General features: G+C 69.2%; 16 protein-coding genes. 8 read left to right on the top strand and 8 right to left on the bottom strand.

Annotated elements, in window-relative coordinates; all coding sequences use genetic code 11:
- Positions 1-126 precede the first annotated feature (126 nt).
- Complete coding sequence (locus tag ACWTPI_RS19520) at positions 127-1,860, bottom strand: ATP-dependent nuclease (protein ID WP_454732380.1); 1,734 nt, start codon at positions 1,858-1,860, stop codon at positions 127-129.
- A 656-nt stretch (positions 1,861-2,516) separates the two neighbouring features.
- Between ACWTPI_RS19520 and ACWTPI_RS19515 the strand changes: the two genes are divergently transcribed.
- Positions 2,517-3,800 (top strand): sensor domain-containing diguanylate cyclase, encoded by a 1,284-nt coding sequence (locus tag ACWTPI_RS19515; RefSeq protein WP_020200498.1) that lies wholly within the window; start codon positions 2,517-2,519, stop codon positions 3,798-3,800.
- A gap of 214 nt (positions 3,801-4,014) precedes the next feature.
- Here the strand turns inward: ACWTPI_RS19515 and ACWTPI_RS19510 are convergent, their stop codons facing one another.
- The gene (locus tag ACWTPI_RS19510; protein WP_454732379.1) at positions 4,015-5,751 is read right to left on the bottom strand and encodes a carbohydrate porin; all 1,737 of its coding nucleotides are present in this window, start codon (positions 5,749-5,751) and stop codon (positions 4,015-4,017) included.
- Positions 5,752-6,240: 489 nt separating this feature from the next.
- On the opposite strand from ACWTPI_RS19510, the gene ACWTPI_RS19505 reads away from it, so the two are divergent.
- Both ACWTPI_RS19505 and rarD read left to right on the top strand, forming a co-directional pair.
- Positions 6,241-7,374: a TRAP transporter substrate-binding protein gene (locus tag ACWTPI_RS19505; RefSeq protein WP_029043066.1), complete on the top strand. Its 1,134-nt coding sequence runs from the start codon at positions 6,241-6,243 to the stop codon at positions 7,372-7,374.
- Positions 7,375-7,465: 91 nt separating this feature from the next.
- Entirely contained in the window at positions 7,466-8,356 is an 891-nt protein-coding gene (gene rarD / locus ACWTPI_RS19500) for an EamA family transporter RarD (protein ID WP_020200495.1), read from the top strand.
- Positions 8,357-8,659: 303 nt separating this feature from the next.
- Here the strand turns inward: rarD and ACWTPI_RS19495 are convergent, their stop codons facing one another.
- Complete coding sequence (locus tag ACWTPI_RS19495; protein ID WP_454732378.1) at positions 8,660-9,631, bottom strand: DUF2272 domain-containing protein; 972 nt, start codon at positions 9,629-9,631, stop codon at positions 8,660-8,662.
- Positions 9,632-9,875: 244 nt separating this feature from the next.
- Complete coding sequence (locus tag ACWTPI_RS19490; protein ID WP_017227089.1) at positions 9,876-10,154, bottom strand: HU family DNA-binding protein; 279 nt, start codon at positions 10,152-10,154, stop codon at positions 9,876-9,878.
- 1,293 nt (positions 10,155-11,447) lie between these two features.
- Between ACWTPI_RS19490 and ACWTPI_RS19485 the strand changes: the two genes are divergently transcribed.
- Entirely contained in the window at positions 11,448-12,005 is a 558-nt protein-coding gene (locus tag ACWTPI_RS19485; RefSeq protein ID WP_082079436.1) for an SET domain-containing protein, read from the top strand.
- A 37-nt stretch (positions 12,006-12,042) separates the two neighbouring features.
- Here ACWTPI_RS19485 and ACWTPI_RS19480 read toward each other — a convergent pair whose 3' ends face one another.
- The 4 genes from ACWTPI_RS19480 to phhA form a co-directional block, all read right to left on the bottom strand.
- Entirely contained in the window at positions 12,043-13,656 is a 1,614-nt protein-coding gene (locus ACWTPI_RS19480) for a sensor histidine kinase (protein WP_020200492.1), read from the bottom strand.
- A gap of 51 nt (positions 13,657-13,707) precedes the next feature.
- Entirely contained in the window at positions 13,708-14,412 is a 705-nt protein-coding gene (locus tag ACWTPI_RS19475; protein WP_020200491.1) for a response regulator transcription factor, read from the bottom strand.
- A 159-nt stretch (positions 14,413-14,571) separates the two neighbouring features.
- Entirely contained in the window at positions 14,572-14,889 is a 318-nt protein-coding gene (locus ACWTPI_RS19470; RefSeq protein ID WP_043364969.1) for a 4a-hydroxytetrahydrobiopterin dehydratase, read from the bottom strand.
- Positions 14,890-15,036: 147 nt separating this feature from the next.
- Positions 15,037-15,981, bottom strand: coding sequence for a phenylalanine 4-monooxygenase (gene phhA / locus ACWTPI_RS19465; RefSeq protein WP_020200489.1), 945 nt, complete (start codon positions 15,979-15,981; stop codon positions 15,037-15,039).
- Between the two features lie 203 nt (positions 15,982-16,184).
- Here phhA and ACWTPI_RS19460 point away from each other — a divergent pair, with 203 nt between their 5' ends.
- The 4 genes from ACWTPI_RS19460 (at position 16,185) to pbpC (ending at position 25,745) form a co-directional block, all read left to right on the top strand.
- A complete protein-coding gene (locus tag ACWTPI_RS19460) occupies positions 16,185-16,658 on the top strand; it encodes an Lrp/AsnC family transcriptional regulator (protein ID WP_020200488.1) in 474 nt (157 codons plus the stop codon).
- Positions 16,659-16,789: 131 nt separating this feature from the next.
- Positions 16,790-22,825 (top strand): alpha-2-macroglobulin family protein, encoded by a 6,036-nt coding sequence (locus ACWTPI_RS19455; RefSeq protein ID WP_454732377.1) that lies wholly within the window; start codon positions 16,790-16,792, stop codon positions 22,823-22,825.
- The gene (locus ACWTPI_RS19450; RefSeq protein ID WP_020423607.1) at positions 22,822-23,523 is read left to right on the top strand and encodes a lysoplasmalogenase; all 702 of its coding nucleotides are present in this window, start codon (positions 22,822-22,824) and stop codon (positions 23,521-23,523) included. Before ACWTPI_RS19455 ends, ACWTPI_RS19450 begins: the two co-directional genes overlap by 4 nt.
- The gene (gene pbpC / locus ACWTPI_RS19445; protein ID WP_454732376.1) at positions 23,520-25,745 is read left to right on the top strand and encodes a penicillin-binding protein 1C; all 2,226 of its coding nucleotides are present in this window, start codon (positions 23,520-23,522) and stop codon (positions 25,743-25,745) included. The genes ACWTPI_RS19450 and pbpC overlap by 4 nt, the downstream gene beginning before the upstream one ends.
- Positions 25,746-25,809 lie beyond the last annotated feature (64 nt).

The raw sequence follows: 25,809 nt of genomic DNA, 5'->3' as shown, positions 1-25,809 counted from the left end.
AACCCTTCACATGTAGCTGAGAGGCAATCGGCCTTTGCAACTACCTGGCATCCAGCATGCGAGGGTTTCGCCTTTCTGAGATTAAGCAGTTACAGCGTTAGCCCACGATCCCACTTACTGACCGCGTCAAGCAAGCCAATGCATCAGTGCAGACAGGCCATTTGCGTCAGCCGCATGCACTAAATTACCTGCTGTTTTCATTATGGAAAGAAAGTTGGCATACGCAGTTTCATTTTTCTGCGTTCCCAGGTGTGCCTCAATTGCGCCTCTATCCCACAGCCAAATATCGTGATTAAGCAGTTGTGATTTCAGGAGCCCGATTTCGTTTGGCATATGTTGCGCCAGAATTTCATACCCGGTTGCGGCATTATTGACCCCCCCTTTTTGGGGCAAACCAGATGGATCGAGATTACATTGATGCGTGGCTTGGTTTGCTCGAAACCACTGCACACAAGCTGCGATCTCTGGATTATTCTGTGCCAACAGGCCACACAGGGGTGCCGTCTTGAAAGCATAGTCGAGGTCAACTACGGCTCTTGGCTCATACCCAATGCCACGAAGAACCTCCATTAGTGGCTTAATCGTTCCACTTCCCGCGGCCCCAACCATATATCCTCGATTACTCGCGAGCGACGCACCTTTTACGACTTTATACACTTCGGGAAGAACAATCTGCTCCGTCTTTCCCTCAACAAGAATTATTCTTTCCGAAAACAGAATGTAACTTGAATTCTGAAGGGAATAAATAACCGAAGCGGCATTTGCATTTTGCTGCATTGCCTGTGTTGCCGATGCCAGCGTTCTCCTTACAACTGTCCCATTTGGCGCCTCATTGTAGATAATTGACGTCGCCAAGACATCATCCCGATCAATAAGAAGTGGGGAATGAGTTGAGAAAATTACCTGAAATCCGTGACTTGAGAGGGACTTCAGTGAGTCCCTAAGAATTTCAATAGCCTGTGGGTGAAGATAAAGCTCAGGCTCATCAATAAGCAGTACAACGGTTCCATGTCCATTCTGGCCGGCTGCTGCTCTCGAAGCCAGCAGCTTGATCAAAGCCATTTGCACCGTTCTTTGCGCCCCATGCCCAAAAGAGGCGAATGATCGCGATACACCACCGGCGTGCGACAGGGAGACCTCCGCAGACTTCACAAGCTCTTCGAGCTTGGGAGTCTTGATATCGAGATGTAACGCCAATCCAGGAAAGAAACTTCGAATCGCTGCTGAGGCATCTAGCTCGAGTTGCGACAGCTCATTTAAGCGAGCAGGCCCATTCAAATGTTGCTCCACTTGAGCCAGCGCAGCCTGAACCGCATTTATTGCAACCTGATTTTCTACGATCTGGTCTATTACATACTTGAGCAACAACCCAATTGTGTTCTTTGCAGTGGCCTTTCCGACATCACTCTCGGCATCATCCATTGCTTGGACATATATGGGATCAGGGAAAAGTACCCCAATAGCATTATCTAGGCCAGTCGGATTTGCAACCCAGTTCCCTTGATCATCCTTTACTTCAATGCGAACATCACGCGCTGATCCGCCAGGTGTGTCTTGCTTTCTTCTGAAGGAAAGCTTGTCATCAATTACATATGGCGTAACTTGACGTTGCTGAAGTGGGGGCAGAAGATGCATTTTGGCTGCGACCCCGGAAACCACACCTTCAACGATGACAGGTTGATTTTGGTCAAAGAACTTCTCCGGCGACAGCACTGATTTTTTCAGCAACCAGTTAACAGCTCGTACAATATTTGATTTACCAGAGTTATTGTAACCAATAATCGGATTATATGCCCTAAGATCTAAATCCACATCCCGGCATGAGCAGAAATTGGTTATTTTCAATTTTTCTAACAACATCGAACCTTCCCCGAAAATTATCCGCGAGCAAAGATTCTAACGGCAATCGGCGTGACATGAACCCCACTTTGTAGGTAATGACTGAAGCCTATCATTTTCTACTCGTAATGCTCAGTTTTGAATTTTTACTCCGCCTCAATGACTTTTCGGATTTGTTTGTCCGTTTCTCACGGTCGTCACGCGGTATGCGCGGAAGTGGCTCCGGTCCAGGTCCGGTCGCTGACGAGTCGGGAAGGGGCATCTGGCCCGCGGCTGGCCCGGATTTTGACCTCACAGACATTGCAGAATCACAGAATTTGCAAGGAGATATAGGCAGAAGCCAAGTTTGGCGTCCCTTGTCACCTGTTTTGAAAATCCTTGTGTCGGCGGTTCGATTCCGTCCCAGGCCACCAGGTTTGAAAGAAAACGGAGACTTCGGTCTCCGTTTTTCGTCTGGGCCTCGTTTGGGGCACCATCTTCCAGCGCCCTGGCGCGCCGCCCACCGCTTTCCCTCCCCTCCAAAATACCGCCATACGCATCCCGTAGCCGTGGCATTCTCCGTCAGACGCGCGCCATCGCCAGCTAACTGCACTACCATCCGGGGAATCCGGCACATTGCGGGGCGTTGCGGGCGTCAGGGACGTGACAACGGCGCGGCATTTCCAGCGGGGGACAAGATGGCTGACTCGTGCAACACGATCCAGGAATTCGTCGACGGCATCGCTGCCAGCGTGGCGGTCATCGGCCACGACGAGTCGGGGCGGCTGATGGTGCCGGCCTGCAACGACGGCTTCATCCAGATGACGGGCGGCAAGCGCGTGGGCATGCGGGCGTTCCCGGTCCCGTTCGATACCCTGATCCCGAACTACGCCCGGCACGAGTTTCGCCAGAAGCTGCAGGAGTGCTTCACCTCGGGCATCGCGCAGGAGCTGGAGCAGGCCTACGACCTGCGCGACGGAACCCACTGGTGGCGGCTGTCGCTCAAGCCGTTCCGCCATGCCAACGGCGGCGCCACCGTGCTGGAGATCCTCGTCACCGGGCTGGACATCACCTCGCGCATGCAGCTCACGCGCGACCTGGAGGCGACGACGTCGCGCTTCCGCTCGGTCGTCGACGCGGCCTACGACGCGATCATCACGATCGACCAGCAGCACAACATCACGCTGTTCAACCGGGCCGCCGAGAACCTGTTCGGCTATTCGTCGGCCGAGATGGTCGGCCAGCCCATCGAGTGCCTGCTGCCGGACAAATACCGGACGCACCATGCGCAGTACGTGCAGCAGTTCGCGCGCTCCCCGGTGCGCTCGCGGCAGATGGACGAGCGCAACCGCGTCTACGGGCTGCACCGCGACGGCTCGATGCTGCCGGTGGAAATCGCGATCTCGAAGATCAACGTCGAAGGGCTGATCGAATTCACCGCGGTGATCCGCGACATCACCGACCGCGTCCGCCTGATCGACCTGCTGCAGAAGCAGGCCGTGACGGACGAGCTCACGGGCCTGCCCAATCGCCGTGAATTCCTCGATGTCGTCACCAATATCCTGGACACGGAGGAAGACCTCGCGGTGTTCATGCTCGACGTGGATTTCTTCAAGAAGATCAACGACGCCTACGGACACGACGTCGGCGACGAGGTCCTGCGCATCGTGGCCAAGGTGGGCATGGGGTCCAGCCGGAAGGTCGACGTGTTCGCCAGATGGGGCGGCGAGGAGTTCGTGGCCGCGTTGCCGGGGCTGGACGCCGAACAGGCGAGGGCGGCCGCGGAAGCGCTGAAATCGACGTTCGAGCAGCAGGACTTCACGCACAACTGGCGCATCGGCATCCCGATCCCGTTTACCGTCAGCATCGGCGTGGCGTCGCGCAAACCCGGCGAGCGCGATGCCCAGGCCATCCTCAAGCGCGCCGACCTGGCGCTGTACAAGGCCAAGGAAACGGGCAGGAACAGGGTCGAGGTCGGATAGCGGCGTGCGCGGGCCCGGCGACCGGCCCGGCCGCTTCGCCTGCCTTGCGCCGGCCTCGTTCACCGCCTACTCTTCAAGGGATTCGCCCTCGTCTTTCATGCCGTCGCGCCCGCGATTATCGGCATTGCCTGAAATTCCCCCGAAATCCGCATGCCGAATCTGCCCGGGATGCGCCTGCGCGCGTCGCGAGCATCGCCGCAAACTGCCCCGGCGCCTACCAGCGCCGATTCAGCTGCACGCCGAAGATCGAGCCCGAATTCTGCGACGCCCAGGTATCGGCCGGCGCGGTGAAGGCGATGCCGTCCACGTCGGTGGCGCGGCTGTAGGTGTAGAAGGCGCGCAGGTTGGCGTTGCCCGCGGCCTTGCCGAGCGTGAAGGTCGGCGCCACCGTCACCGCGGTGCGCTGGCCGCTGGTGCCGAAGCCGGAGGTGATCTGGTCGCGCGCGACTTCGAAGGTGAGCTTGAACTGGTCGCTGGCGATATAGGCCGGGCGCACGCGCGTGGTGGTCCATTGCAGCGTGCCGACCGGCGAGCGGTCGAACTGCATGCTCGATTCGACCGAGCCGGCCAGGCCCAGGCCGGAGGCCCGCTTCCATTCCATCGATTCGGCCACGCGCACGCGCGACAGCGACGGCCCCATGCCGGTGTAGCCGGTCAGCGCATTGCGGCTGCCTTCGCCGAACTGCATGCCCAGGCGGTTGGTGCCGGCCAGCACGCCTTTTTGCTCGTGCATCGCGGAGACCCACCACGCGCTGCCGGTCTGCTGGATCAGCGGCTCGGCCTCCACGCGCGTGTAGCCCAGTTGCACCGAGCCTTTGTCGTTGGTCGAGATGGGCGCGGTGCGCAGCGAGTGGTAGCTCGGCAGGTTGGCGCCGTTGAGATCGTTGCGCGCGGTGTACTGGTAGTTGAGCGCGATGTCGCCGAAGCGCGCATTGTCCACGCCGACGCGCATGGCCGGCGAGTTCGGCGGCAGCAGGCCGGACGACATCAGGAAGGACGAATCCTCGCGCCGGCCGGCCCACATGGTGGCGCCGTCCAGCACCGGCAGGCCGCTCACGGCGGTGTAGAACTGCGGCAGCAGCGCGTATTGGTCGACGGCGGCGGGGCGGCCGTTGACCGAAGTGGCGTCCGTGCCCTTGGCCTGCGCCACCAGTTGCACCTGCGTGCCGCCGTCGAGCGAGAACAGCGATTCCTTGACCTTGACCTCGCCGCTGCTGCGGCAGGCCACGCCGGAGAGGCCGGCGGACAGCGTGCCGCCGCCGGGGCAGGCCTGCGCGGCGAGGGTGCGGTCGTCGTAGGCGGCACGCCCGCTGTAGCCGAGGCGCAGGATCTGGTCGCCGGCGGGATCGTCGGGCGGCAGTTGCGAAGTGAGCGAGAAACCTTCGGCGGCGGGCGCCTCGGGGGCGTCGCTGGCCGGCAGCGGCGGCGCGTTCGCCACGAACTGGCCCAGGCGCGCGGGAAACAGCACCACCGGCGGCGGCGGGGCGACGTAAGGCTCGAGCGGGTATTCGGGATCGGGCGGGCCGGCCAGCTCGCTGCCGTCGTCGGCCAGCCCGGCGTTGACCCAGGTGGCGGGCGCGGGCGGTGGCGGCATGACGTAGGCTTCGGGCGCGGGCGCGTCGGGCGCCGCCTGGGCCTGCGCCGCCTCGGGCGCGGCCTGGGGTGTGGCCTCGGGCGGCGCTTGGGGTGGCGCCTCGGGTGCCGTGGACGCGGCGGCGCGGCCTGCGTCCTGCGTGCCCGAGATCAGCGCGCCGAGCGGATCGTCTCCAGCCTGCTGCGCAGGCTGCGCCACCGCGTGCGGCGCGGCCTGCACTGCCGGCGGGACCAGCTCCGTGCCGGCGGGCGCCTGCGCGCACGCGTCGAGACCCCAGGCGGCCAGGATGGCCAGGACGAGGCAGTGCGGGCGGCGGGCCGGCGGACGGCCGGAAACGGGCGGGACAGCGGACAACATAGGCTAGGCAGGCAAGGCGTGATTTTTTAACAGTCGAGCGATTGGACAGCAAGCGGGGTTACAAAATCCGCGGCGAAGCGGCCTTTCCACCATACGGAAAACGCGGCGGCGGCAAGCCGAAAAGCGCCGTGCGCGCCGCCTGCGGCATGCCCGCGCCGACCTCGCCGCGGCGTCGCGCCAGGCCTTGCCGCGCGGCCTCTCCTAGCGAAAACCCGGACCTTGCCGGCCCCCCGTGGCGAAAGGGCCACCGCTATAATCATCTGGCCAGCCCGACGGGTACGGGCCGGCCTTTCGAGCCTGTTGCGAAGGCATGCCAGCATACGTCATCACCGTGGCATGCCTTCGCAACAGGCTCATTGCTGCGCCCACGGCCGCATCGCCCGTATCCGGCTCCACGCGCGTCTCGGCACAAGAGCGGCGTTCCGCGCAAGACGCGGCCGCCGCGCCTGCTGCCGCATTACAAGAACCGATAAAAGAGGAGAACAAGTCATGGAACGTCGTTCCTTTCTGTTGAAGGCATCGGCCGTGGCGGCCACCGGCGCGCTGGCCGCTTGCGGCAAGGACGAAAAACCCGCGGCGCCTGCCGCGGCCGCCGCCAGCGCGCCCGCGGTGGTGGGCAGCAACCCGGCGGTGGAATGGCGCCTGGCTTCGAGCTTCCCGAAATCGCTCGACACCATCTACGGCGGCGGCGAGCTGCTGGCCACGCGCGTCAGGGAACTGACCGACGGCAAGTTCAACATCAAGGTCTTCGCCGCCGGCGAAATCGTGCCGGGCCTGCAGGTGCTGGACGCGGTGCAGAACAACACCGTGCAGATCGGCCACACCGCGGGCTACTACTACTTCGGCAAGAACCCGACGCTGTGCTTCGATACCACCGTGCCGTTCGGCCTGACCTCGCGCCAGCAGAACGCCTGGATGATGCAGGGCAACGGCATGAAGCTGATGCGCGAATTCTTCAAGGAATACAACGTCGTCAATTTCCTCGGCGGCAACACCAACGCCCAGATGGGCGGCTGGTTCCGCCGGGAGATCAAGACCGTGGCGGACCTGCAGGGCCTGAAGTACCGCATCGCCGGTTTTGCCGGCGTGGTGCTGTCGCGCCTGGGCGTGGTGCCGCAGCAGATCGCCGGCGGCGACATCTACCCGGCGCTGGAAAAGGGCACCATCGACGCGGCCGAATGGGTCGGCCCCTATGACGACGAGAAGCTCGGCTTCTACAAGGTGGCGCCGTACTACTACTACCCGGGCTGGTGGGAAGGCAGCGCGCAGTTGTCGTTCTACGCCTCGGCCACCGAATACGAGAAGCTGCCGTCGCAGTACAAGCGCGCGCTGGAGACCGCCACCATCGAGGCCCACACCAACATGATGGCCAAGTACGACGCGCTCAACCCGCAGGCGCTGGCCCGCCTGCTCGAGAACGGCGTCAAGCTGCGCCCGTTCTCCAAGGAAATCATGGAAGCCTGCTTCAAGGCCACCCAGGAAGCCTACGCCGACGAAACCGCCAAGAACCCGTCGTTCAAGAAGATCTACGACGACTGGCGCGTGTTCCGCAACAACGAGGCGGCCTGGTTCAACGTGGCCGAGCAGGCCTTCTCGCAATTCAGCTTCGCGCGCAAGCTGTAAGCGCCCCCCAGACCGAGCGCCCCCGCCGGAGCCCGTGCCCTGCACGGGCTTTTTTGCGCCGGTAAAATGCCCGATTCCTCCTGGACTTCTCATGCAAATCGGCATTCTCTACGCGCTGCTGGCCTACGTCATCTGGGGCCTGCTGCCGCTCTACATCAAATCCCTGCACGGCATCGCGCCGACCGAGATCCTGCTGCACCGGATGGTGTGGTCGCTGGTATTCCTCGGCCTGGTGCTGGCATGGCGCCGCCACTGGGGCTGGCTGCGCGCGGTGTGGTCGAACCCGCGCCTGCTGGCCGGCTTCGTGGCCAGCGCGCTGCTGCTGAGCGGCAACTGGTTCCTGTACATCTGGTCGGTCTCCAACGGGCGGGTGGTGGACGCCAGCCTGGGCTACTTCATCAACCCGCTGTTCAACGTGCTGCTGGGCGTGGTGTTCCTGCACGAGCGGCTGCGGCCCGGGCAATGGCTGTCGATCGCCATCGCCGCGGCCGGCGTGCTGTGGCTGACGGTGGCCGCGGGCCAGTTGCCGTGGATCGCGCTGGCGCTGGCCAGCAGCTTCGGCGGCTACGGCCTGCTGCGCAAGACCGCCACGCTGGGCGCGCTGGAGGGACTGTCGCTGGAAACGCTGCTGCTGTTCCCACTGGCAGCCGCCTCGCTGGCCTACCTGTTCGCCAGCGGCCAGGCCGGCTTCAGCCAGGCCGAAGGCGGCGTGCAGTTGCTGGCGCTGCTGGCCGGGCCGGTGACGGCGGTGCCGCTGCTGCTGTTCGCCGCCGGCGCGCGGCGCATCCCGCTGTCGCTGCTCGGGCTGCTGCAATACACCGGGCCGACGCTGCAACTGCTGCTGGGCGTGTGGCTGTGGCACGAGCCGTTCCCGGCCAGCAAGCAGGCCGGTTATGCGCTGATCTGGATCTCGCTGGCGATCTATGCCGCGGAAGGGCTGCTGGCGGGGCGCCGGCGCGCGGGAGCGTCGGCTGGAAGCTGATGGCACAGGCTCGGGATGGGCGCCATTGAATTCATGTCATTTATGAATCAAGTCACAACGATGACGATAGCATCCATCCCATCGATCAAAATCACCAACATGTGGCGGAGCAGGCTGGATGAGCAGGACCGCCCAGCCTGCTTTTCGGGTCAAAAAATTCACCACATCTATTGATACCAGCTCGCGAACCCGACTAAACATTCGTCGCCGGAATTATTCCACCGATATTCTGACCGAAGGCACCGCGGCATCCCGCGTACCCAGTGCTGCGGCACGGCCCGCCGGCCCCGGCCGGCCCGCGGCCTATGGCAGGGTGTTGCGCATGATCAGCAGCCACGGCATATGCGAATTGGTCACGCCGTCGATCATGCCGGAGTCGCCCAGCTCGATCTCCTCCATCGACACCGACTGCTGCACGTTGCCGCCGATGGCCTTGACCAGGCGCGCGGCCGGGTCCACCTCGACCACGATGTCGCAATGCATGGGCGTGGTGCCGAAGCCGATCTCCGCCGCGCTGGCCAGGTATTTGTCGCGCCCGCGGCCGGCGCAGACCATGTCGCCCGGGCGCGGCAGGGCGGGCAGCGGCTCGACGCGGAAGGCCGGCGCCGGCAGGATGCCGTCGCGCGCGTCCACCACGTACATCGAATGCGAGTCGCCGGTGAGGAACTGCCGCTCGTCCAGTCCGGCCTTGCGCATCACCCACGAGATGAAGACCGCCGACCAGGCCCAGTTGCCCTGCGTGATCTGGCGGCAGGTCACGGCCTTGCCGACGATGGCCCAGTAGCGCTGGGCCAGCTTGCAGCCTTCGGCGGTGGCTTCCATGCCGGTGCCGTCGGGGAAATGCAGGCAGTCCGCCGCCGCGCCCTCGTCATCCTCGCGGTCGGCGGTGCGGTCGGTGGCATCGGTCGGCTCGGCGTCGGCGGTGTCGGATGGCGGCGCGCCCGGCAGCAGCGGCGCCGGCAGCGGGCTGTCCGTCACGCAGGCGGTGTCGTCGCGGCCCAGGCGCACGGTCTGGCCACCCCAGCGCTGCCACTCCTGCCAGGCGATCTCGACGATGCGCTGGCGCGGGCTGGCGCCGGGCGTGGTGACGGGCCTTTCGGTGTCGGGCAGCGGCGCGGCTTCCGGACGCGCCGGCTGCGACGGCGTGGTGCAGCCGCACAGCAGCGCGAGCGCCGTCAGCAGGCTCAGCCCGACCAGGCGCGCCTGTGGAAAATTTTGTGGGAAACGCTGTGAATAAGACTGTGGAAATCTGCGACGCGGAGATCTGAGGTCCATGCTGGTCCGACTCGGCAGGACGCCGTAGACCCTTGTATTTATTGAGGGAAGGCGCCGACAAGGCTCAATCTTACCCGGCTGGCGGAGGGTGCCGCGTATACCGCGTGGCGTCAGGATAACCACCGCGCCGGCATTGTGGATAACGCTCCCCGCCTGGCGCTCGCCCGCGCCAGGCGGCTGGCGGCGACACGGCGGGGTTGTTCCTGCAAGGCTGGCGCGAAGGCCGCCCGCGGGACGTTGCTGCTTACTGGTTCACTGCGTCCTTGAACTTCTGGCCGGCCTTGAACTTGACGGTCTTGGCCGCTTCCACCTTGATTTCCTCGCCGGTGCGCGGGTTGCGCGCCATGCGTTCGCCGCGCTCGCCCTGGCTGAACGTGCCAAAGCCGATCAGGCTCAGGGTGTCGCCCTTGGCGACGGCGTCCATGATGGCGCCCAGCGTCACGTTCAACGCTTGTTCAGCCTTGGCCTTGGTCAGGCCGTCCACGCCGGCCGCGATGGCGTCGATCAGTTCGGTTTTCGTCATGCTTCACTCCGTCTCGAGTTGATAAAACAGGGACGCCTGCCCTGGCCGCCGCGCTGGGCACCGGCCTCGGCAAAGGCGCCGCGGGCCACATCATACCGTGTCGGGCAAGACCGACCGGGAACAGATTGTTACAGCGTATGGCGCGCCAGGCCGCGCCGGCTGGGGCTTTGAGGGAAAAAAACGGGCCGGCTCGGGATCGCGAAGCGGCCCCGGACGACCCGCGCGGTCCAGGAAAGCGCTCCAGGCGAAACGGGACCGCAGGTGTCCTCCCGGGCACGAAGCGGCAAAAAAACGCGCCTGGGCCCTCCTGGACGCTTCTGGACGCCTTGCGAGGCGCCTGGCGCCTTCCGGAGCGCGTATACGTGCCGAAGCGCCAGGCAAGCCTTCCCACGGGGTGTCAACCGGCCTCGGGACCGGCTGCCTGCGCAACGCCACAAACCTGCCGGCAGAAGATGCAACCCGCAGCGTACCCATTGCAGCGTTGCCGGGAAGGGCGGACCGGCCTGAAAAGCGGTGCGGCTGCACTATCGTGCAGGGGCGTGCCGGCGCTATTCGCGGCGCGAATGCTCGTCCAGGCAAGGCATTGCGCGGCGGTGCGCGGCGTATACGACAGGAAGTCGACGCGCGTATACCGCCCGTCGCCGCGTATACGCCGACGTCGTATACGCACGATTTCCCCTGCCTAAAAAAGTAGCCCCGCCAAAAAGCCGTTCCACCGCTCTGTTTTTCCTGCCTGCCGCGCTTTTCGACCGATGGCGGGCGTAGTCCTTTCGGTTTACTTCTTTCTTTCATGTATACAGATAGTAGTAGTAGGTAAACGCCGCTCCTTTCTGTGGATAACTGAATTTACTCCATATAAATCAATGGCTTGTGCGACATGAAAGTCCCGGGACCCGGTGTTGGCCGGCGTGGATGACTCGGTCGTTTGGCCGAGGGAGGTAAACCGGAGCCTCCGACTTATGCCCGAGGCATCCCCATGCCAACCCCAGGCGGCCCACATGATTCGCGCGTCCTTATCCACAGATTTTTGCGGGTTTATCCACATGCGCGGCAGTTGGGCCCTGTGCGCCGTACACGCGCCGTATACGTTTACGCAGGGGCCTCCTGCTGCGCTTTTGCGTATACGGCCACCTGCGGTCGTGCGTATACCGGACAAGGGGGATGCCGCCGCGATGGCGCGCGGGTATCATCGCCAGCGCGCAGCCACACTGGGTGGCAGGCCGGCGGATCACGACGGGATGGCAAATGGCGGAACAGGCAGGGCGCAGCGGCGCGGAACAGGAAACCAGCGACATGAAGAACGGCACGGGCGCCGCGGCTGACGCGGCGGCAGGCGAGAAGCAGGGCAAGCAGGAAGGCAGGCAGAAGGCGAAGGACGGCAAGCGCAAGACCGCGTCCGACCGCATCGAGGTGCGCCGCTCGGGCGTGCACGGCAAGGGCGTCTACGCGATCGCGCCGATCGCCGAAGGCGAGCGCATCATCGAGTACAAGGGCGAGCATATTTCCTGGAAGGAAGCGCTCAAGCGCCACCCGCACGATCCCGCCGATCCCAACCACACCTTCTATTTCAGCCTAGAAGACGGCGACGTGATCGACGCCAAGTTCGGCGGCAACCGCGCGCGCTGGATCAACCATGCCTGCGAGCCCAACTGCGAGGCGCGCGAGAAGAAGGGCCGCGTGTTCATCCACGCGCTGCGCGACATCGCCGGCGGCGAGGAGCTGTTCTACGACTATGGCCTCGTGATCGACGCGCGCTACACCAAGAAGCTCAAGAAGGAATTCGAGTGCCGCTGCGGCAACCCGCAGTGCCGCGGCACCATGCTGGCGCCGAAGGAAAAGAAGACGCGCTGAACGTGCCTGAACGCGCCTGAATGCGCGCCCGGCAGGCTCAGGCGGTGCCGGGCGCCTCGCACGGGATGCGGATCACGAAGCGCATGCCGCGCGCCTCGGTGCCGGGCGCGGGCGGCGGCACGTCCTCGATGCGGATGGAGCCCTGGTGCAGGCCGATGATCTCGTGCACGATGGCCAGTCCCAGGCCGGCGCCGCCGGGCGGCTGGGCCGGCGCGTTGCCGCCGGGCCCGCTCGGCGTGTGGTCGCCGCGGAAGAAGCGCTTGAAGACTTCCTCGCGGCGCGCCGGCGCGATGCCGGGGCCGTTGTCTTCCACCATCACCACTGCCATGCCGCGATGGCCGAGCGTCTCGCCGCCGGCGCGCACCGTGATGCGCCCGCCCGAGGGCACGTACTTCACTGCGTTGTCGATCAGGTTGCTGAGCGCCTCGCGCATCAGCAGCCGGTTGCCGCGCACCGTGGAAGGCGCCGCGCCGGTGAAGGTGGGGCCGGGCAGGGTCTCGAAGCCCAGGTCGATGTGGCGCGCCAGCGCCTGCGGCACCCACTCGGCGCCGGTCTCGAAGGCCAGCGTGGCCAGGTCGAAATGCTCGATCGGCCCGAGCCGCTCCAGCGACAGCCCCGGTTCGGCGCGCGCCAGCGACAGCAGCTGGTTGGACAGCCGCACCGCGCGGTCGGCGGCCGACTGCAGCTCGCGCAGCGCGTGGCCGGTCACTTGCGGGTCGTCCGACTGCACCGCGCGGTCGGCGTGCAGCTTGACCGCGGTCAGCGGCGTGCGCAACTGGTGCGCGGCGTCGGCGATGAACTTGCGCTGCGCGTCGAGCGCGTCGCGCAGCCGCGCCAGCAGCGCGTTGAGCGCGCGGATCAGCGGCTCCACCTCGGCCGGCACCTGGGTCTCGTCGAGCGGCGCCAGCGAGCGCGCGGTCTGGCGGTTGAGCTTGTCGGTCAGGATCTGCAGCGGCACCAGCTCTTCCTTGAGCACGTGCGAGAGGATCAGGCTGCCCACCACCAGCAGCAGGATCAGCGGCACCGACACCGACAGCAGGATCTCGTTGGCGGCGGTCTCGCGCCGGTCCAGCAGCTCCGCCACTTCCACCACCACCGGCCCGCGCGGCGCGCGCCCGGCCTCGCTGGTGGCCAGCTCGTCCGATGCCGGGCTGGGCAGGTTGACCGGCAGGCGCACCGCGCGCACCTGGCGCCCGCTGAACCACGCATAGAACAGCCGCGCGTCATGCAGCGAGGTCTGGCCGGTGCCGTAGCCCAGCCACGTGTCCATGCCGCCGATCAGCCCGTCGGGGCCGTGGATGCGCCAGTAGATGCGGTCGGTGCCCTCGGCCTCGACCAGCGTCTGCGCGATCATCGGGATGTCCTGCTCCAGGCGCGGGCCGGCGATGCGGATCTGCTGCGCGATGTTGTTGGCCACGCCGTACAGCGCGCGGTCGAACACCTGGGTGGTGTAGTGGGCCGCGAGCCAGTAGGACAGCGAGCCGCTGGTCAGCACCAGCGCGAACAGCGGCGTGGCCAGCGCGCGCAGCAGGTGCACGCGCAGGCTCTGCGTGGAAGCGGGGCGCACGGCCTGGGCGGCGGGGCGGTCGGGGGCCGCGGCGGGGCTGGCGATGGCCTGCGAAACCTTCGGGGGGCGGGGGCGCGGCCACATGGCGGGCTGGGCTGGACTGGGGCGGGCGGCTGGCTGGCCGGGCGCGCGGCGTCAGGCGCCGGCGCGGATCTGCAGCAGGTAGCCGAAGCCGCGCACGGTGACGATTTCCACGTCGCTTTCCTCGAGCTTCTTGCGCACGCGGTGCACGTAGACCTCGATGGCGGTGTCGCCCACGGTGTCGCCGCCTTCGCCGGCTGGATGCGCGAAGGTGGCGAGGTGGTCCTGCAGCTGCGCCTTGCTGACCACGCGGCCCTGGCGCTGCAGCAGCAGCTCCAGCACGGCGAACTCGCGCGGCGACAGCTCCAGCGGCTTGCCGTCGATGAACATGCGGCGGTCGTTGCCCGACAGCCGCAGCCGGCCCAGGCGCACGTCGCGCTCGGGCGCGGCCTCGCCGTGCTGGCTGCGGCGCAGCAGCACGCGCACGCGCGCTTCCAGCTCGGGCAGCGCGAAGGGCTTGACCAGGTAGTCGTCGGCGCCGGCGTTCAGGCCGGAGAGCTTGTCTTCGAGCTCGTCGCGCGCGGTGAGGATGATGACCGGCGTGGTGCGGTTGCGGGCGCGGTAGCGCGCCAGCAGCGTCATGCCGTCGATGCCGGGCAGGCCCAGGTCGAGTATCACCAGGTCGTGCTGTTCGCGCAGCAGGTGCTCGGTGGCGTAGACGCCATCGTGCACCACGCGCACCTGGTGGCCGGCCTGCGACAGGCCGGCTTCGACGCCACTGGCGATCTGGCGATCGTCCTCGATCAGAAGGATACGCATGGCAGCAGGGGGAATCCGGGAAAGAAACGGGTCAAGGGCGGATCAGGGCAGGAACGCGGAACGCGGCCGCCGCAATGGCGGCGGCGGGCGCTCAGGCGCCAATTGTACAGGCCGGCGCCTTTGCGGACCTTTCGGTTTCCCTACAGCGGGCGCCGGGCCTTACGGCCTGGCCAGCGTTGCGGCCGCGCGCTCGATGAACCCGGCCAGGTCGATGTCGCGCCGGGTCAGGCCGTTGGCGTCGTGCGTGGACAGGGTGATGTCGACGCGGTTGTAGACGTTGAACCACTCGGGATGGTGGTCGGCTTTCTCGGCGGCCAGCGCCACGCGCGTCATGAAGGCGAACGCGGCGTTGAAGTCGGCGAAGGTGAAGCGCTTGCGGATCGCGTCGCGGTCCTCGACGGGTTGCCAGCCGGGCAGGCCGGCCAGCAGCGGCGCGCGTTCTTCCGGCGAAAGTGGCACGAGGGGCGCAGGGGACATGATGGGCTCGATGGTGTGGATGGGAACGGGACGGGCGCAATGCCGGCCGCTGCCGCCACGGCGCCCGGTGGCGAGCGCTGCTGCGGGGCATGCGGGCATTGTTTCACAAAGCGCCCGGGGCGGGCGCGGGCGTGAGTGGCGGCGCGCTCAGATGTCGTCGCTGTCGGCCCAGCCTTCGCGGCTGCCGCGGTTGAGCACGAGGTCGCCGGGCGCCACGTCGCCGGCGCCCAGCGTGGGCAGCCCGCGCAGCGCCGCGTAGAGCGGCGCGAAATCCGGGCGCGTGCCGTCGAACAGCTGCGCGAAGTCGTCGATCACGAAGTAGGTCTTCTGGAAGGTGTCGATGCGGTAGCGCGTGCGCATGATGCGGCGCACGTCGAAGCCGATGCGGTTGGGGCTGGCCGAGTCCAGGCTGTAGACCGACTCGCCCTGGCTCGACAGGATGCCCGCGCCGTAGATGCGCAGCCCGGCCGGCGTGCGGATCAGGCCGAACTCCACCGTGTACCAGTACAGCCGCGCGAGCATGTCCAGCGCGCCCAGCGAGGCGGCCTTGAGCCCGCCCTTGCCGTAGGCTTCCATGTAGTTGGCGAAGACCGGGTTGATCAGCAGCGGCACGTGGCCGAACACGTCGTGGAAGCAGTCGGGCTCCTGCAGGTAGTCGAGCTGCTCGGGCTTGCGCATCCACCAGCTCGCGGGGAAGCGCCGGTTGGCCAGGTGTTCGAAGAAGACTTCGTCGGGCACCAGCCCGGGCACGGCCACCACCTGCCAGCCGGTGGCGCGCATCAGCGTTTCGTTGAGGCGGGCGAAGCTGGGCACGCGGTCGTGCGCCATGCCGAGCGCGGACAGGCCTGCGAGGAATTCGTCGCAGACGCGCCCGCGCAGCATCGAGGACTGGCGCTCGTAGAGCTGGCGCCACACCGCGTGGTCGGTCTCGGTATAGCGCTCCAGCGGCTGCTCGATGGTGAAGTCGTCGCGCAGCGCCTGGCCCGACAGCAGGCCGGCGTCGAACTGTTCCCTGAGCTTGTCGGTCAGCGTGCCGGCAAAGGCGGGCGGCGCGGCGGCATCTTCGGGCTGGCGGATCGCGGTGGCTTCCATGTGCGGTATCTCCTGCAGATTTACCGCACAGTTTAGCGAGCAGACGCTGCAAGCGGCCCGCGAAAACGGCCTCTTTTGGTTTTGTAATGCACATAAACCGCAGGAATTTGTTATTGTCTGCGGAAAACATGCGCGCGTGGCCGGGCCGCCCCCCATGCCCCCCGATACGCTGCCCGCGACACGATTCCCAAGGCGAACCCACCATGCTCAATCTCGATCCATTCGATCTCGCGCTGCTGGCGGCGCTGCAGACCGACGGCCGTTCCACCCACCAGCAACTGGCCGAGCGCATCCACCTGTCGCCCAGCCAGATCGGCCGGCGGCTGGCGCGGCTGGAGGCCGACGGCGTCATCACCGGCTACCGCGTGGTGCTGTCGCCGCCGCTGCTCGGCCTCGGCGTGCTGGTCTTCACCAGCGTCAAGCTGGCCCACCACGGCGACACCATCGTCGAACGCTTCCGCGAGGACATCCTGCTGCTCGAGGAAGTGCAGGAGTGCTACTCGGTGGCCGGCGAGGCCGACTACCTGCTGCGCATCATGGTGCCGGACCTGCCCACGCTGGCCGAGTTCACCATGAAGAAGCTGATGCGCGTGCCCGGCGTGGAGAGCGTGCGCTCCAACATCGTGCTGACCGCGCTCAAGCGCGACGGGCCGCTGCCGCTGTCGCACCTGCGCTAGCGCGCGCGGGCTGCCGCTGTCGCCTCAATGTCGCGCCAATGCCGCGTCGGTGCCGCGCCGACGTGCGCCTACTTGCACTTGCCATCGGCGCATGTCACCCTCGCCCGGTGCCGCAAACGGAAGGGGACAGGATGACGCAGATCGTCGCTCGGATTGGCAGGCGCGCGCAGCGCGGGCCCTGGCAGGCTGCCGCGCTGGCATTGGCGGGTGCCCTGGCGGCGCTGCTGCCCGGCGTGGCGCAGGCCGCGCAGGTGGTCCGCTTCTCGCCCGAGGGCGAGGCCGCGCGCGCGCGGCAGGTGGCGATCCGCTTCGACGAGGCGATGGTGCCGCTCGGCGACGCGCAGGCCGCCGCGCCCGCCGCCGTGTCGTGCAGCGGCGCGGCTGTCGAGGGCCACGCGCGCTGGGTCGATGCGCGCAACTGGGTGTTCGATTTCACGCGCGACCTGCCGCCCGGCGTCAAATGCGCGGTGCGCATGGCGGCCGGCCTCCGGAGCGAGGCCGGCAAGGCCTACGCCGGCAAGCCGGAATACCGTTTCGAGACCGGCGGACCGGCGGTGGTGTCGGCGCGCCCGGCCGGCGGCGAGATCGAGGAAGAGCAGGTCTTCGCGCTGCGCTTCAACGGCGCGGCCACGCCCGATTCGGTGCGCGCGGCCGCGTGGTGCCAGGCGCAGGGCCTGGGCGAGCGCATCCCGGTGCGGCTGCTCGGCGGCCAGGAGCGCGAGGCCGTGCTGGCCGCGTTGCGCTGGAAGCTCAAGGCGGAGCAGGCCGACACCGTGCACCTGCTGGCGTGCCAGCAGCGCCTGCCCGCCGGCGCGCGCATGCAGCTGGTGCTGGGCGGCGGCATCGCCGCGCCGTCCGGCGTGGCCGCGCGCGACGAGCGCCGCTTCGACTACACGGTGCGCGAGCCCTTCACCGCCAGCTTCTCGTGCGAGCGCGAGCGCGCGCAATCGCCGTGCACGCCGTTGCGGCCGGTGTCGCTGTCGTTCTCGGCGCCGATCTCGCGCAAGGACGCCGAGCACATCGTGCTGAACACCCCCAAGGGCCCGCGCGCGCCGCAGTTCGAGTCCGGCGCCGCGCGCGACGCGCCGGTCGGCAGCGTCACCTTCGCGCCGCCGTTTGCCGAGAAGACCGAATTCACGCTGTCGGTGCCCGCGGGCCTGAAGGACGACAGCGGCCGCGCGCTGGCCAACGCGGACCTGTTCCCGCTCAAGTTCGCCACCGCCGCCATGCCGCCGCTGGCGAAGTTTTCGGCCGCGCCGTTCGGCGTGCTGGAGCGCTTCGGCGAACTGCCCAAGGGCCGCGCGCCGGCCGACTATCCAGCGCTGCTGCCGGTCACGCTGCGCAACGTCGAGGCCGACCTGCCCGCGCTCGGCGTGCGCGCCCAGGCCGGCACCGTGCGCCGGCTCAAGGTGGACGACGACGGCGCGGTGCTGCGCTGGTACGCGCTGGTGCGCCGCCTGCACGAAAGCACCTGGACCCGCGGCGAGCTCGACGCCATCCTGGCCGGCCGCGCGCCTGGCGACGTCGTCAACCCGCGCAACGCGCCCGCCATCGAAACGCGCTCGGTGTCGCTGCTCGAGGGCGTGCCCGGCGCGCGCAAGCTCGCCATCCCGCAGTTGTCCGACCCGGGCGGCAAGGCGCCGCGCCCGTTCGAGGTGGTCGGCATTCCGCTGCCCGAGGCCGGCTTCCACGTGGTGGAGATCGCCTCGCCGATGCTGGGCGAGGCGCTGCTCGGCCGGCAGGCGCCGATGTACGTGCGCACCGCCGCGCTGGTGACCAACCTCGGCGTGCATTTCAAGCTCGCGCGCGGCCCCGGCAAGATGACCGCGCTGGCCTGGGTCACGACGCTCGACGACGGCAAGCCGGTGGCCAACGCCGCGGTGGCGCTGCGCGACTGCGGCGGCCGCCTGCTGGCCTCGGCGCGCACCGACGCCGCCGGGCTGGCCAGCTTCGGCGCGGTCGAGGACGCGCGCGAGCGCGACTGCGGCGATACCGGCCTGTCCGGCTATTTCGTCTCCGCGCGCATCGGCGCCGACCACCCGCAGGCGCGCGGCCAGGCCGACATGGCCTTCGTCATGTCCGGCTGGAACCAGGGCATCGAAAGCTGGCGCTTCAACGTGCCCACCGACACCAGCGCCACGCCCGACGTGCGCATCGCCACCGTGTTCGACCGCACGCTGCTGCGCGCCGGCGAGACCGTGTCGATGAAGCACCTGATCCGCACCGAGACCGCGAACGGTTTCGCGCTGCCGTCGGGCGATGAGGCCATGCCCGGCAAGATGGTGATCCGCCACGAGGGCAGCGGGCAGACCTACGAGCAGCCGGTGCGGTGGCGGACCACCGCCACCGGCGGGCGCAGCGCCGAGAGCGCCTTCGCGGTGCCGGCGGCGGCCAAGCTGGGCGCCTACACGGTGTCGTTCAGCGATGCGCGCGAGCGCACGTTCGACAGCGGCAGCTTCCGCGTCGAGGCGTTCCGCCTGCCGGTGCTGGCCGGCACGCTCAAGGCCGGTGGCGGCGGCGCGCTGGTGGCGCCGGCCGAGGTGCCGCTCGACCTGGAAGTGCACTACGTGTCGGGCGGCGGCGCGGCGGGCCTGCCGGTGCAGGTGTCGGCGCTGCTGCGCGGCAAGTCCGTGAGCTTTGCCGACTACGGCGACTACGCCTTCGCGCCGCCGCGCCCGCAGCGCAAGGGCGGCGAGCCGTCCTCCGGCGACGAGGACGAGAGCGAGGACGGCGCCGCGCGCGACGACGGCCAGAAGCTGGTCGCCGACAAGCTGCCGCTCAGGCTCGACAAGAACGGCGGCGGCGCGCTCACGCTCAAGAACCTGCCGCGCGTGGATGCGCCCAGGGACCTCGTGGTGGAAACCGGCTTCGCCGACCCCAACGGCGAGATCCAGACGCTGCGCCAGACCGTGCCGCTGTGGCCGGCGGCGGTGGTGGCGGGCATCCGCACCGAGAACTGGGTGTCGGTCAGGCAGAAGCTCAAGGTCAACGGCCTCGTGCTCGACACCCAGGGCCGCCCGCAGGCCGACGCGCCGGTCGCGGTGCGCGCGCTGCTGCGCACCACCACCTCGGTGCGCAAGCGCGTGGTGGGCGGCTTCTACCGCTACGACAACAGCAGCCAGACGCGCGACCTCGGCAGCGTCTGCGAAGGCCGCACCGACGCGCGGGGCCGCATGCAGTGCGAGGTGGCGCTGCCCGAGGCCGGCGAGGTCGAGCTGGTGGCGCAGGCGCGCGACAACGCCGGGCGCGTGTCGCAGGCCGCCACCAGCGTGTGGGTCACGCGCCAGGGCGAGCTGTGGTTCGGCGGCGAGAACAACGACCGCATCGACCTGCTGCCCGAGAAGAAGGCCTACGCGCCGGGCGAGACCGCCGTGTTCCAGGTGCGCATGCCGTTCCGCCATGCCACCGCGCTGGTGTCGGTGGAGCGCGAAGGCGTGCTGGAAGCCAGCGTGGTCGAGCTCGACGGGCGCGACCCGACCGTGCGCGTCAAGGTCAGGCCGGAGTGGGGGCCGAACGTGTACGTCTCGGTGCTGGCGCTGCGCGGGCGGCTGCGCGAGGTGCCGTGGTATTCGTTCTTCACCTGGGGCTGGCGCCAGCCGCTCGCATGGTGGCAGGCCTTCCGCAGCGAGGGCCGCGAATACGCCGCGCCGAGCGCGCTGGTCGACCTGTCCAAGCCGGCCTTCCGCCTCGGCCTGGCGGAGATCCGCGTCGGCGACGAAGGCTACCGCCTGGACGTCAAGGTGACGCCCGACAAGGCCAGCTATCCGGTGCGCGGCAAGGCCCAGGTGGCGGTGCAGGTCACGCTGCCCGACGGCAAGCCCGCGGCCAACGGCGAAGTCGCGCTGGCCGCGGTGGACGAGGCCCTGCTCGAGCTGATGCCCAACACCAGCTGGGACCTGCTCGGCGCCATGCTGCGGCGGCGCGCCTACGGCGTGGAGACCGCCACCGCGCAGATGGAGATCGTCGGCCGCCGGCACTATGGCCGCAAGGCGGTGCCGGCTGGCGGGGGCGGCGGCAAGAGCCCCACGCGCGAGCTGTTCGACACGCTGCTGCTGTGGAACCCGCGCGTGCCGCTCGACGGCGCCGGGCGCGCCACGCTGACGGTGCCGCTCAACGATTCGCTCACGCGCTTTCGCATCGTCGCCGTGGCCGACCTCGGCGTGAGCCGCTTCGGCAGCGGCAGCGCCACGGTGGCCGCCACGCAGGACCTGCAGCTGATCTCCGGCCTGCCGCCGCTGGTGCGCGAGGAAGACCGCTACCGCGCCATGTTCACGCTGCGCAATACCACGCAGCGGGCGATGACGGTGCAGGCGGTGGCGCGCATGGGCGGGCCTTCGCAGCCTGCGCAACAGGCGGCGCCGGCATTGCCGGCGCAGACGGTGGAGATCCCGGCCGGCGCGTCGCGCGAGATCGGCTGGGACGTGAGCGCGCCGCTGCTGCCCGCGGGCGCGTTCGCGCAGGAAGGCACGGTGCAGTGGGAGGTGGAGGCCGGCGAGCAGGGCAAGGGCGGCGCGGCCGACCGCGTCAGGCTCGCGCAGCAACTGGTGCCGGCGGTGCCGCTCGCGGTGCAGCAGGCCACGCTGGCGCAGCTCGCGCCCGCGCTGGCGGTGCCGGTGCGCGCGCCGCAGGGCGCGCTGGCCGACGCCGCGGGCCGGCCGCGCGGCGGCCTGCAGGTCGACCTGCAGGCGTCGCTCGCGGGCGGCATGCCCGGCGTGCGCGCGTGGTTCCGCGACTATCCGTTCTCGTGCCTGGAGCAGCGCGCCTCGCGCGCGGTGGGCCTCGGCGACGCCGCGCAGTGGAGCGCGCTCACGGCGCAGCTGCCGGGCTATCTCGACGATGACGGGCTGGCGGCGTATTTCCCGCTGCAGAACGACGCCGCCGGCAGCGAGGTGCTCACCGCCTACCTGCTCGCGCTGTCGGACGAGGCGGTGCGCGCGGGCCTGCCGCTGCGCCTGCCCGACGAGACCCGCGCGCGCATGGAGAGCGGCCTCGCGGCCTTCGTCGAGGGCCGCATCAAGCGCGAGCGCTGGGCGCCCACGCAGGACCTGGAAGTGCGCAAGCTGGCCGCGCTCGAGGCGCTCTCGCGCAGCGGCCACGCGCAGGCGCGCATGCTCGGCGCGATCCAGATCCTGCCGCAGCAGTGGCCCACCTCCGCCTTGCTCGACTGGATCGCGCTGCTGAGCCGCGTGCACGACATCCCGCAGCGCGAGGCGCGCCTCGCGCAGGCGCAGCAGATCCTGCGCGCGCGCCTGACCGTGCAGGGCACGCGCCTGGCGTTCTCCACCGAGCGCGAGGACAACTGGTGGTGGCTGATGAGCGGCGCCGATCTCAACGCCGCGCGGCTGCTGGCGCTGTCGCTCGACTTGCCCGGCTGGAAGGACGAGGCCGCGCAGCTTGCCGCCGGCCTGCTGGGCCGGCAGGTGCGCGGCGCGTGGGGCACCACCACCGCCAACGCGTGGGGCGCGCTGGCGGTGGCGCGCTTCGCGCAGGCCTTCGAGAAGACGCCGGTGGCCGGCGCCACGCGCGTGGCGCTGGAAGGCGTGGCGGGCGTGCCGGACGCCACGCGCGCGTTCGAGTGGGCGCGCGCGGCCAGCCGCGACGGCGTGGCCGCGGGCAGCGTGAGCCTGCCGTGGCCGCAGGACGGCACCGCCACCTTGCGCGCCGACCAGCAGGGCGCCGGGCGGCCGTGGGCCACGGTGCGCGCGCTGGCGGCGGTGCCGCTGGCCGCGCCGCTCGCGGCCGGCTACCGCATCACGCGCAGCGTGACGCCGGTGGAGCAGGCGGTGGCGGGCAAGTGGTCGCGCGGCGATACCTACCGCGTGACGCTGCAGGTCGACGCGCAGGCCGACATGACCTGGGTGGTGGTGAGCGACCCCGTTCCCGCCGGCGCCACCATTCTCGGCAGCGGCCTCGGGCGCGACTCGGACATCGCCACGCGCGGCCAGCGGCGCACAGGCGCGTGGCCGGCCTTCACCGAGCGCACGCAGCAGGCCTACCGCGAGTACTACGCCTACCTGCCGCGCGGCAGCGCCACCGTCGAATACACGGTGCGCCTGAACAACGCCGGCGAGTTCGCGCTGCCGCCCACGCGTGTGGAAGCGATGTACGCGCCGGACGTGTTCGGCGCCCAACCCAATGCAAGGCTGACCGTAGGAGCGCGCCCTTGAGCTGGCTTGCGATGATGATGCCCGCGCGCGTGCGCGAATGGTGGCTGGCCGGCACGCTGGCCGGCCTGGTCTACGGCGGCATGCTGGTCACGGTGGCGATGGACGCGCAGCCCGGCGCGCAGCTGAGCGGCCAGATCGCCTTCCAGCCGGTGTGGAAGACGGCGATGGCGCTGATGCTGGCGCGCGCGGCGCGCTACCACCCGGTGCCGCGCGAGCGGCGCTGGCTGATGGCGGCGCTGCTGTGCTCGGCGGTGGGCGACTTCCTGCTGGCGATGCCGTGGCTGTCGGTGTCGTTCATCGGCGGCCTGGGCGCGTTCCTGCTCGCGCACCTGGCCTACCTCGGCCTGTTCGTGCCGATGGCCGGCGACTGGCGGCCGCACCGCCTGGTCGGCTGCGGCGTGGTGATGGGCGCGGCGGGCGCCATGCTCGGGCGCTTCTGGCCCAACCTCGGGGCGCTGGCCGCGCCCGTCACCGTCTACGTGATCGCGCTCGCGGCAATGGCGTGCGCGGCGCTGGCGGCGAGGCTGCCCACGCCGCTGGCGGCCATCGGCGCGCTGTGCTTCGCGGTGTCCGACGCGCTGATCGGCAGCGCGCGCTTCCTGGTGCCGTTCGAGACCTTCGCGCTGGGCATCTGGTGGACCTACGCTGCGGCGCAGGTGCTGCTGGTGGCCGGCGTGGTGGCGGGGCGCGGGGAATGAGCCGCGCGGCGCGCGCCACGTTGGCCGCCGCCTGCATGGCGGCAAGCGCGGCAGCACACGCGCTGCCCTCGTACGACAGCGTGCGCGCCGGCTGGCGCAGCGCCGACGTGATCGTGCTCGACCGCCACGGCGCGCCGCTGTCGCGCGTGCGCGAGGATTTCGGCGCGCGCCGCGGGGACTGGGTCACGCTGGCGGAAATCTCGCCGGCGGTGCGCACCGCCATCGTGCTGTCGGAGGACCGGCGCTTCTATGCGCACAGCGGCGTGGACTGGCAGGGCGTGGCGGCGGCGGCGTGGGCCAACCTGTGGAACACGCGCACGCGCGGCGCCTCCACGCTGACCATGCAGCTTGCCGGCCTGCTCGACGACGACCTGCGCCGCGCGGGCGGGCGCAGCGTGGGGCAGAAGATGGCGCAGGCGCTGCGCGCCGCCGCGCTCGAGCGCGACTGGAGCAAGGACCAGATCCTCGAGGCCTATATCAACCTGGTGCCGTTCCGGGGCGAGCTGGTGGGCCTGTCGGCGCTGTCGCAGGCGCTGTTCGGCAAGTACCCGAGCGGGCTCGACGCGCGCGAGGCGGCGCTGGCGGTGGCGCTGGTGCGCGCGCCCAACGCGCGCGCGGCGCAGGTCGCGCAGCGCGCCTGCGGCATCCTGCGCGAGCAGGGCCTGCCGAAGGCCTGCGAAGGGCTGGACGGCTTCGCGCAACTGACGCTGCCGCGCGGCGGCGCCGCGGCGGGCGCGCCGGTTGCGGCGGCCGCGGTGTCCGGCCCCGACCTCGCGCCGCACCTGGCGCGCCTGCTGGTGGCGCAGGCGCGCGCGGCCGGCGCGGTGCCGGCATCGATCACCTCCACGCTCGACGCCGGCCTGCAGCGCCTCGCCGCCGACAGCCTCGGGCGGCACCTGCGCGAGCTGGCCGGGCGCAACGTCGAGGACGGCGCGGTGGTGGTGCTCGACAACGCCAGCGGCGAGGTGCTGGCCTACGTGGGCTCGTCCGGCGCGCTGTCCGGCGCGGCGCAGGTGGACCACGCCGCGGCGCCGCGCCAGGCCGGCTCCACGCTCAAGCCCTTCCTCTACGCGCAGGCGCTGGAGGCGCGGCGCCTGACGCCGGCCTCGCTGCTCGACGACCGCCCCGTCAACCTGCCCGCCGGCGGCGCGGGCGGGCTCTACGTGCCGCAGAACTACGACCATCGCTATGCCGGCTGGGTCAGCATGCGCGCGGCGCTGGCGTCGTCGCTCAACGTGCCGGCGGTGCGCACGCTGGTGATGGTCACGCCGCACCGCTTCCACCAGCGCCTGGTCGCGCTCGGGCTGCCGCTACCGCAGGCCGGCGACTACTACGGCTACAGCCTCGCGCTGGGCAGCGCCGACGTGCCGCTGCTGGCGCTGGCCAATGCGTACCGCGCGTTCGCCAACGGCGGCGCCTATGCGCCGGTGCGCATGCGCGCGGGGGCCGCCGCGCCGGCGGCGCGCGCGGTGATGTCGCCGGCGGCCAGCTACCTGATCGCCGACGTGCTGTCGGACCGCCACGCGCGGGCGCGCACCTTCGGCCTGGACAGCCCGCTCACCACGCGCTTCTGGACCGCGGTGAAGACCGGTACCTCGAAGGACATGCGCGACAACTGGTGCATCGGCTGGTCGCAGCGCTACACCGTGGGCGTGTGGGTCGGCAACGCCAGCGGCGCGAGCATGCACGAGGTGTCCGGCGTGGCGGGCGCCGCGCCGGTGTGGCACGACGTCATGGAAGCGCTGCACCGCGCGGTGCCGAGCGCGGCGCCGGCCATGCCGGCCGGCGTGGAGCGCGTGGCGCTGCGCTTTGCCGGCGACCTGGAGCCGGCGCGCGAGGAAGTGTTCCTCGCGGGCACGGCCATGCGCGTGGTCGATATGGTCGATGGGGTCGATGGGGTCGACGTGGCCGGCGTGGCGCCGGCGCGGGATGGCGTGCCCGCCATCGGCAGTCCCGCCGACGGCACCGTGTTCGCGCTCGACCCGGACATCCCGCCGGCGGCGCAGCGGGTCTGGTTCCGCGCCGAGGGCGCGGGCGGGCGGGCGGCGCAGGGCGTGCGCTGGCGCGTCGACGGCAAGCCGCTCGGGCGCGGAGCGCAGATGGCGTGGTTTCCGTGGCCGGGGCGGCACCGGGTGGAGCTGCTCGACGCCGGCGGCAAGGTGGTGGACCGCATCGGCATCGAGGTGCGCGGCGCGGTGGCGAAGGGCGCGCCGCGCGGCTGAGGCGCTTGAGCGGCACGGGGGCGGCCCGCCGGCAGGCCGGCACGCGGCGCCGATCCGGCCTATG

The organism is Cupriavidus ulmosensis (assembly GCF_977008105.1).
Note: the sequence above shows the minus strand (reverse complement) of the source record. Positions and strands in the feature narration are given on the sequence as shown.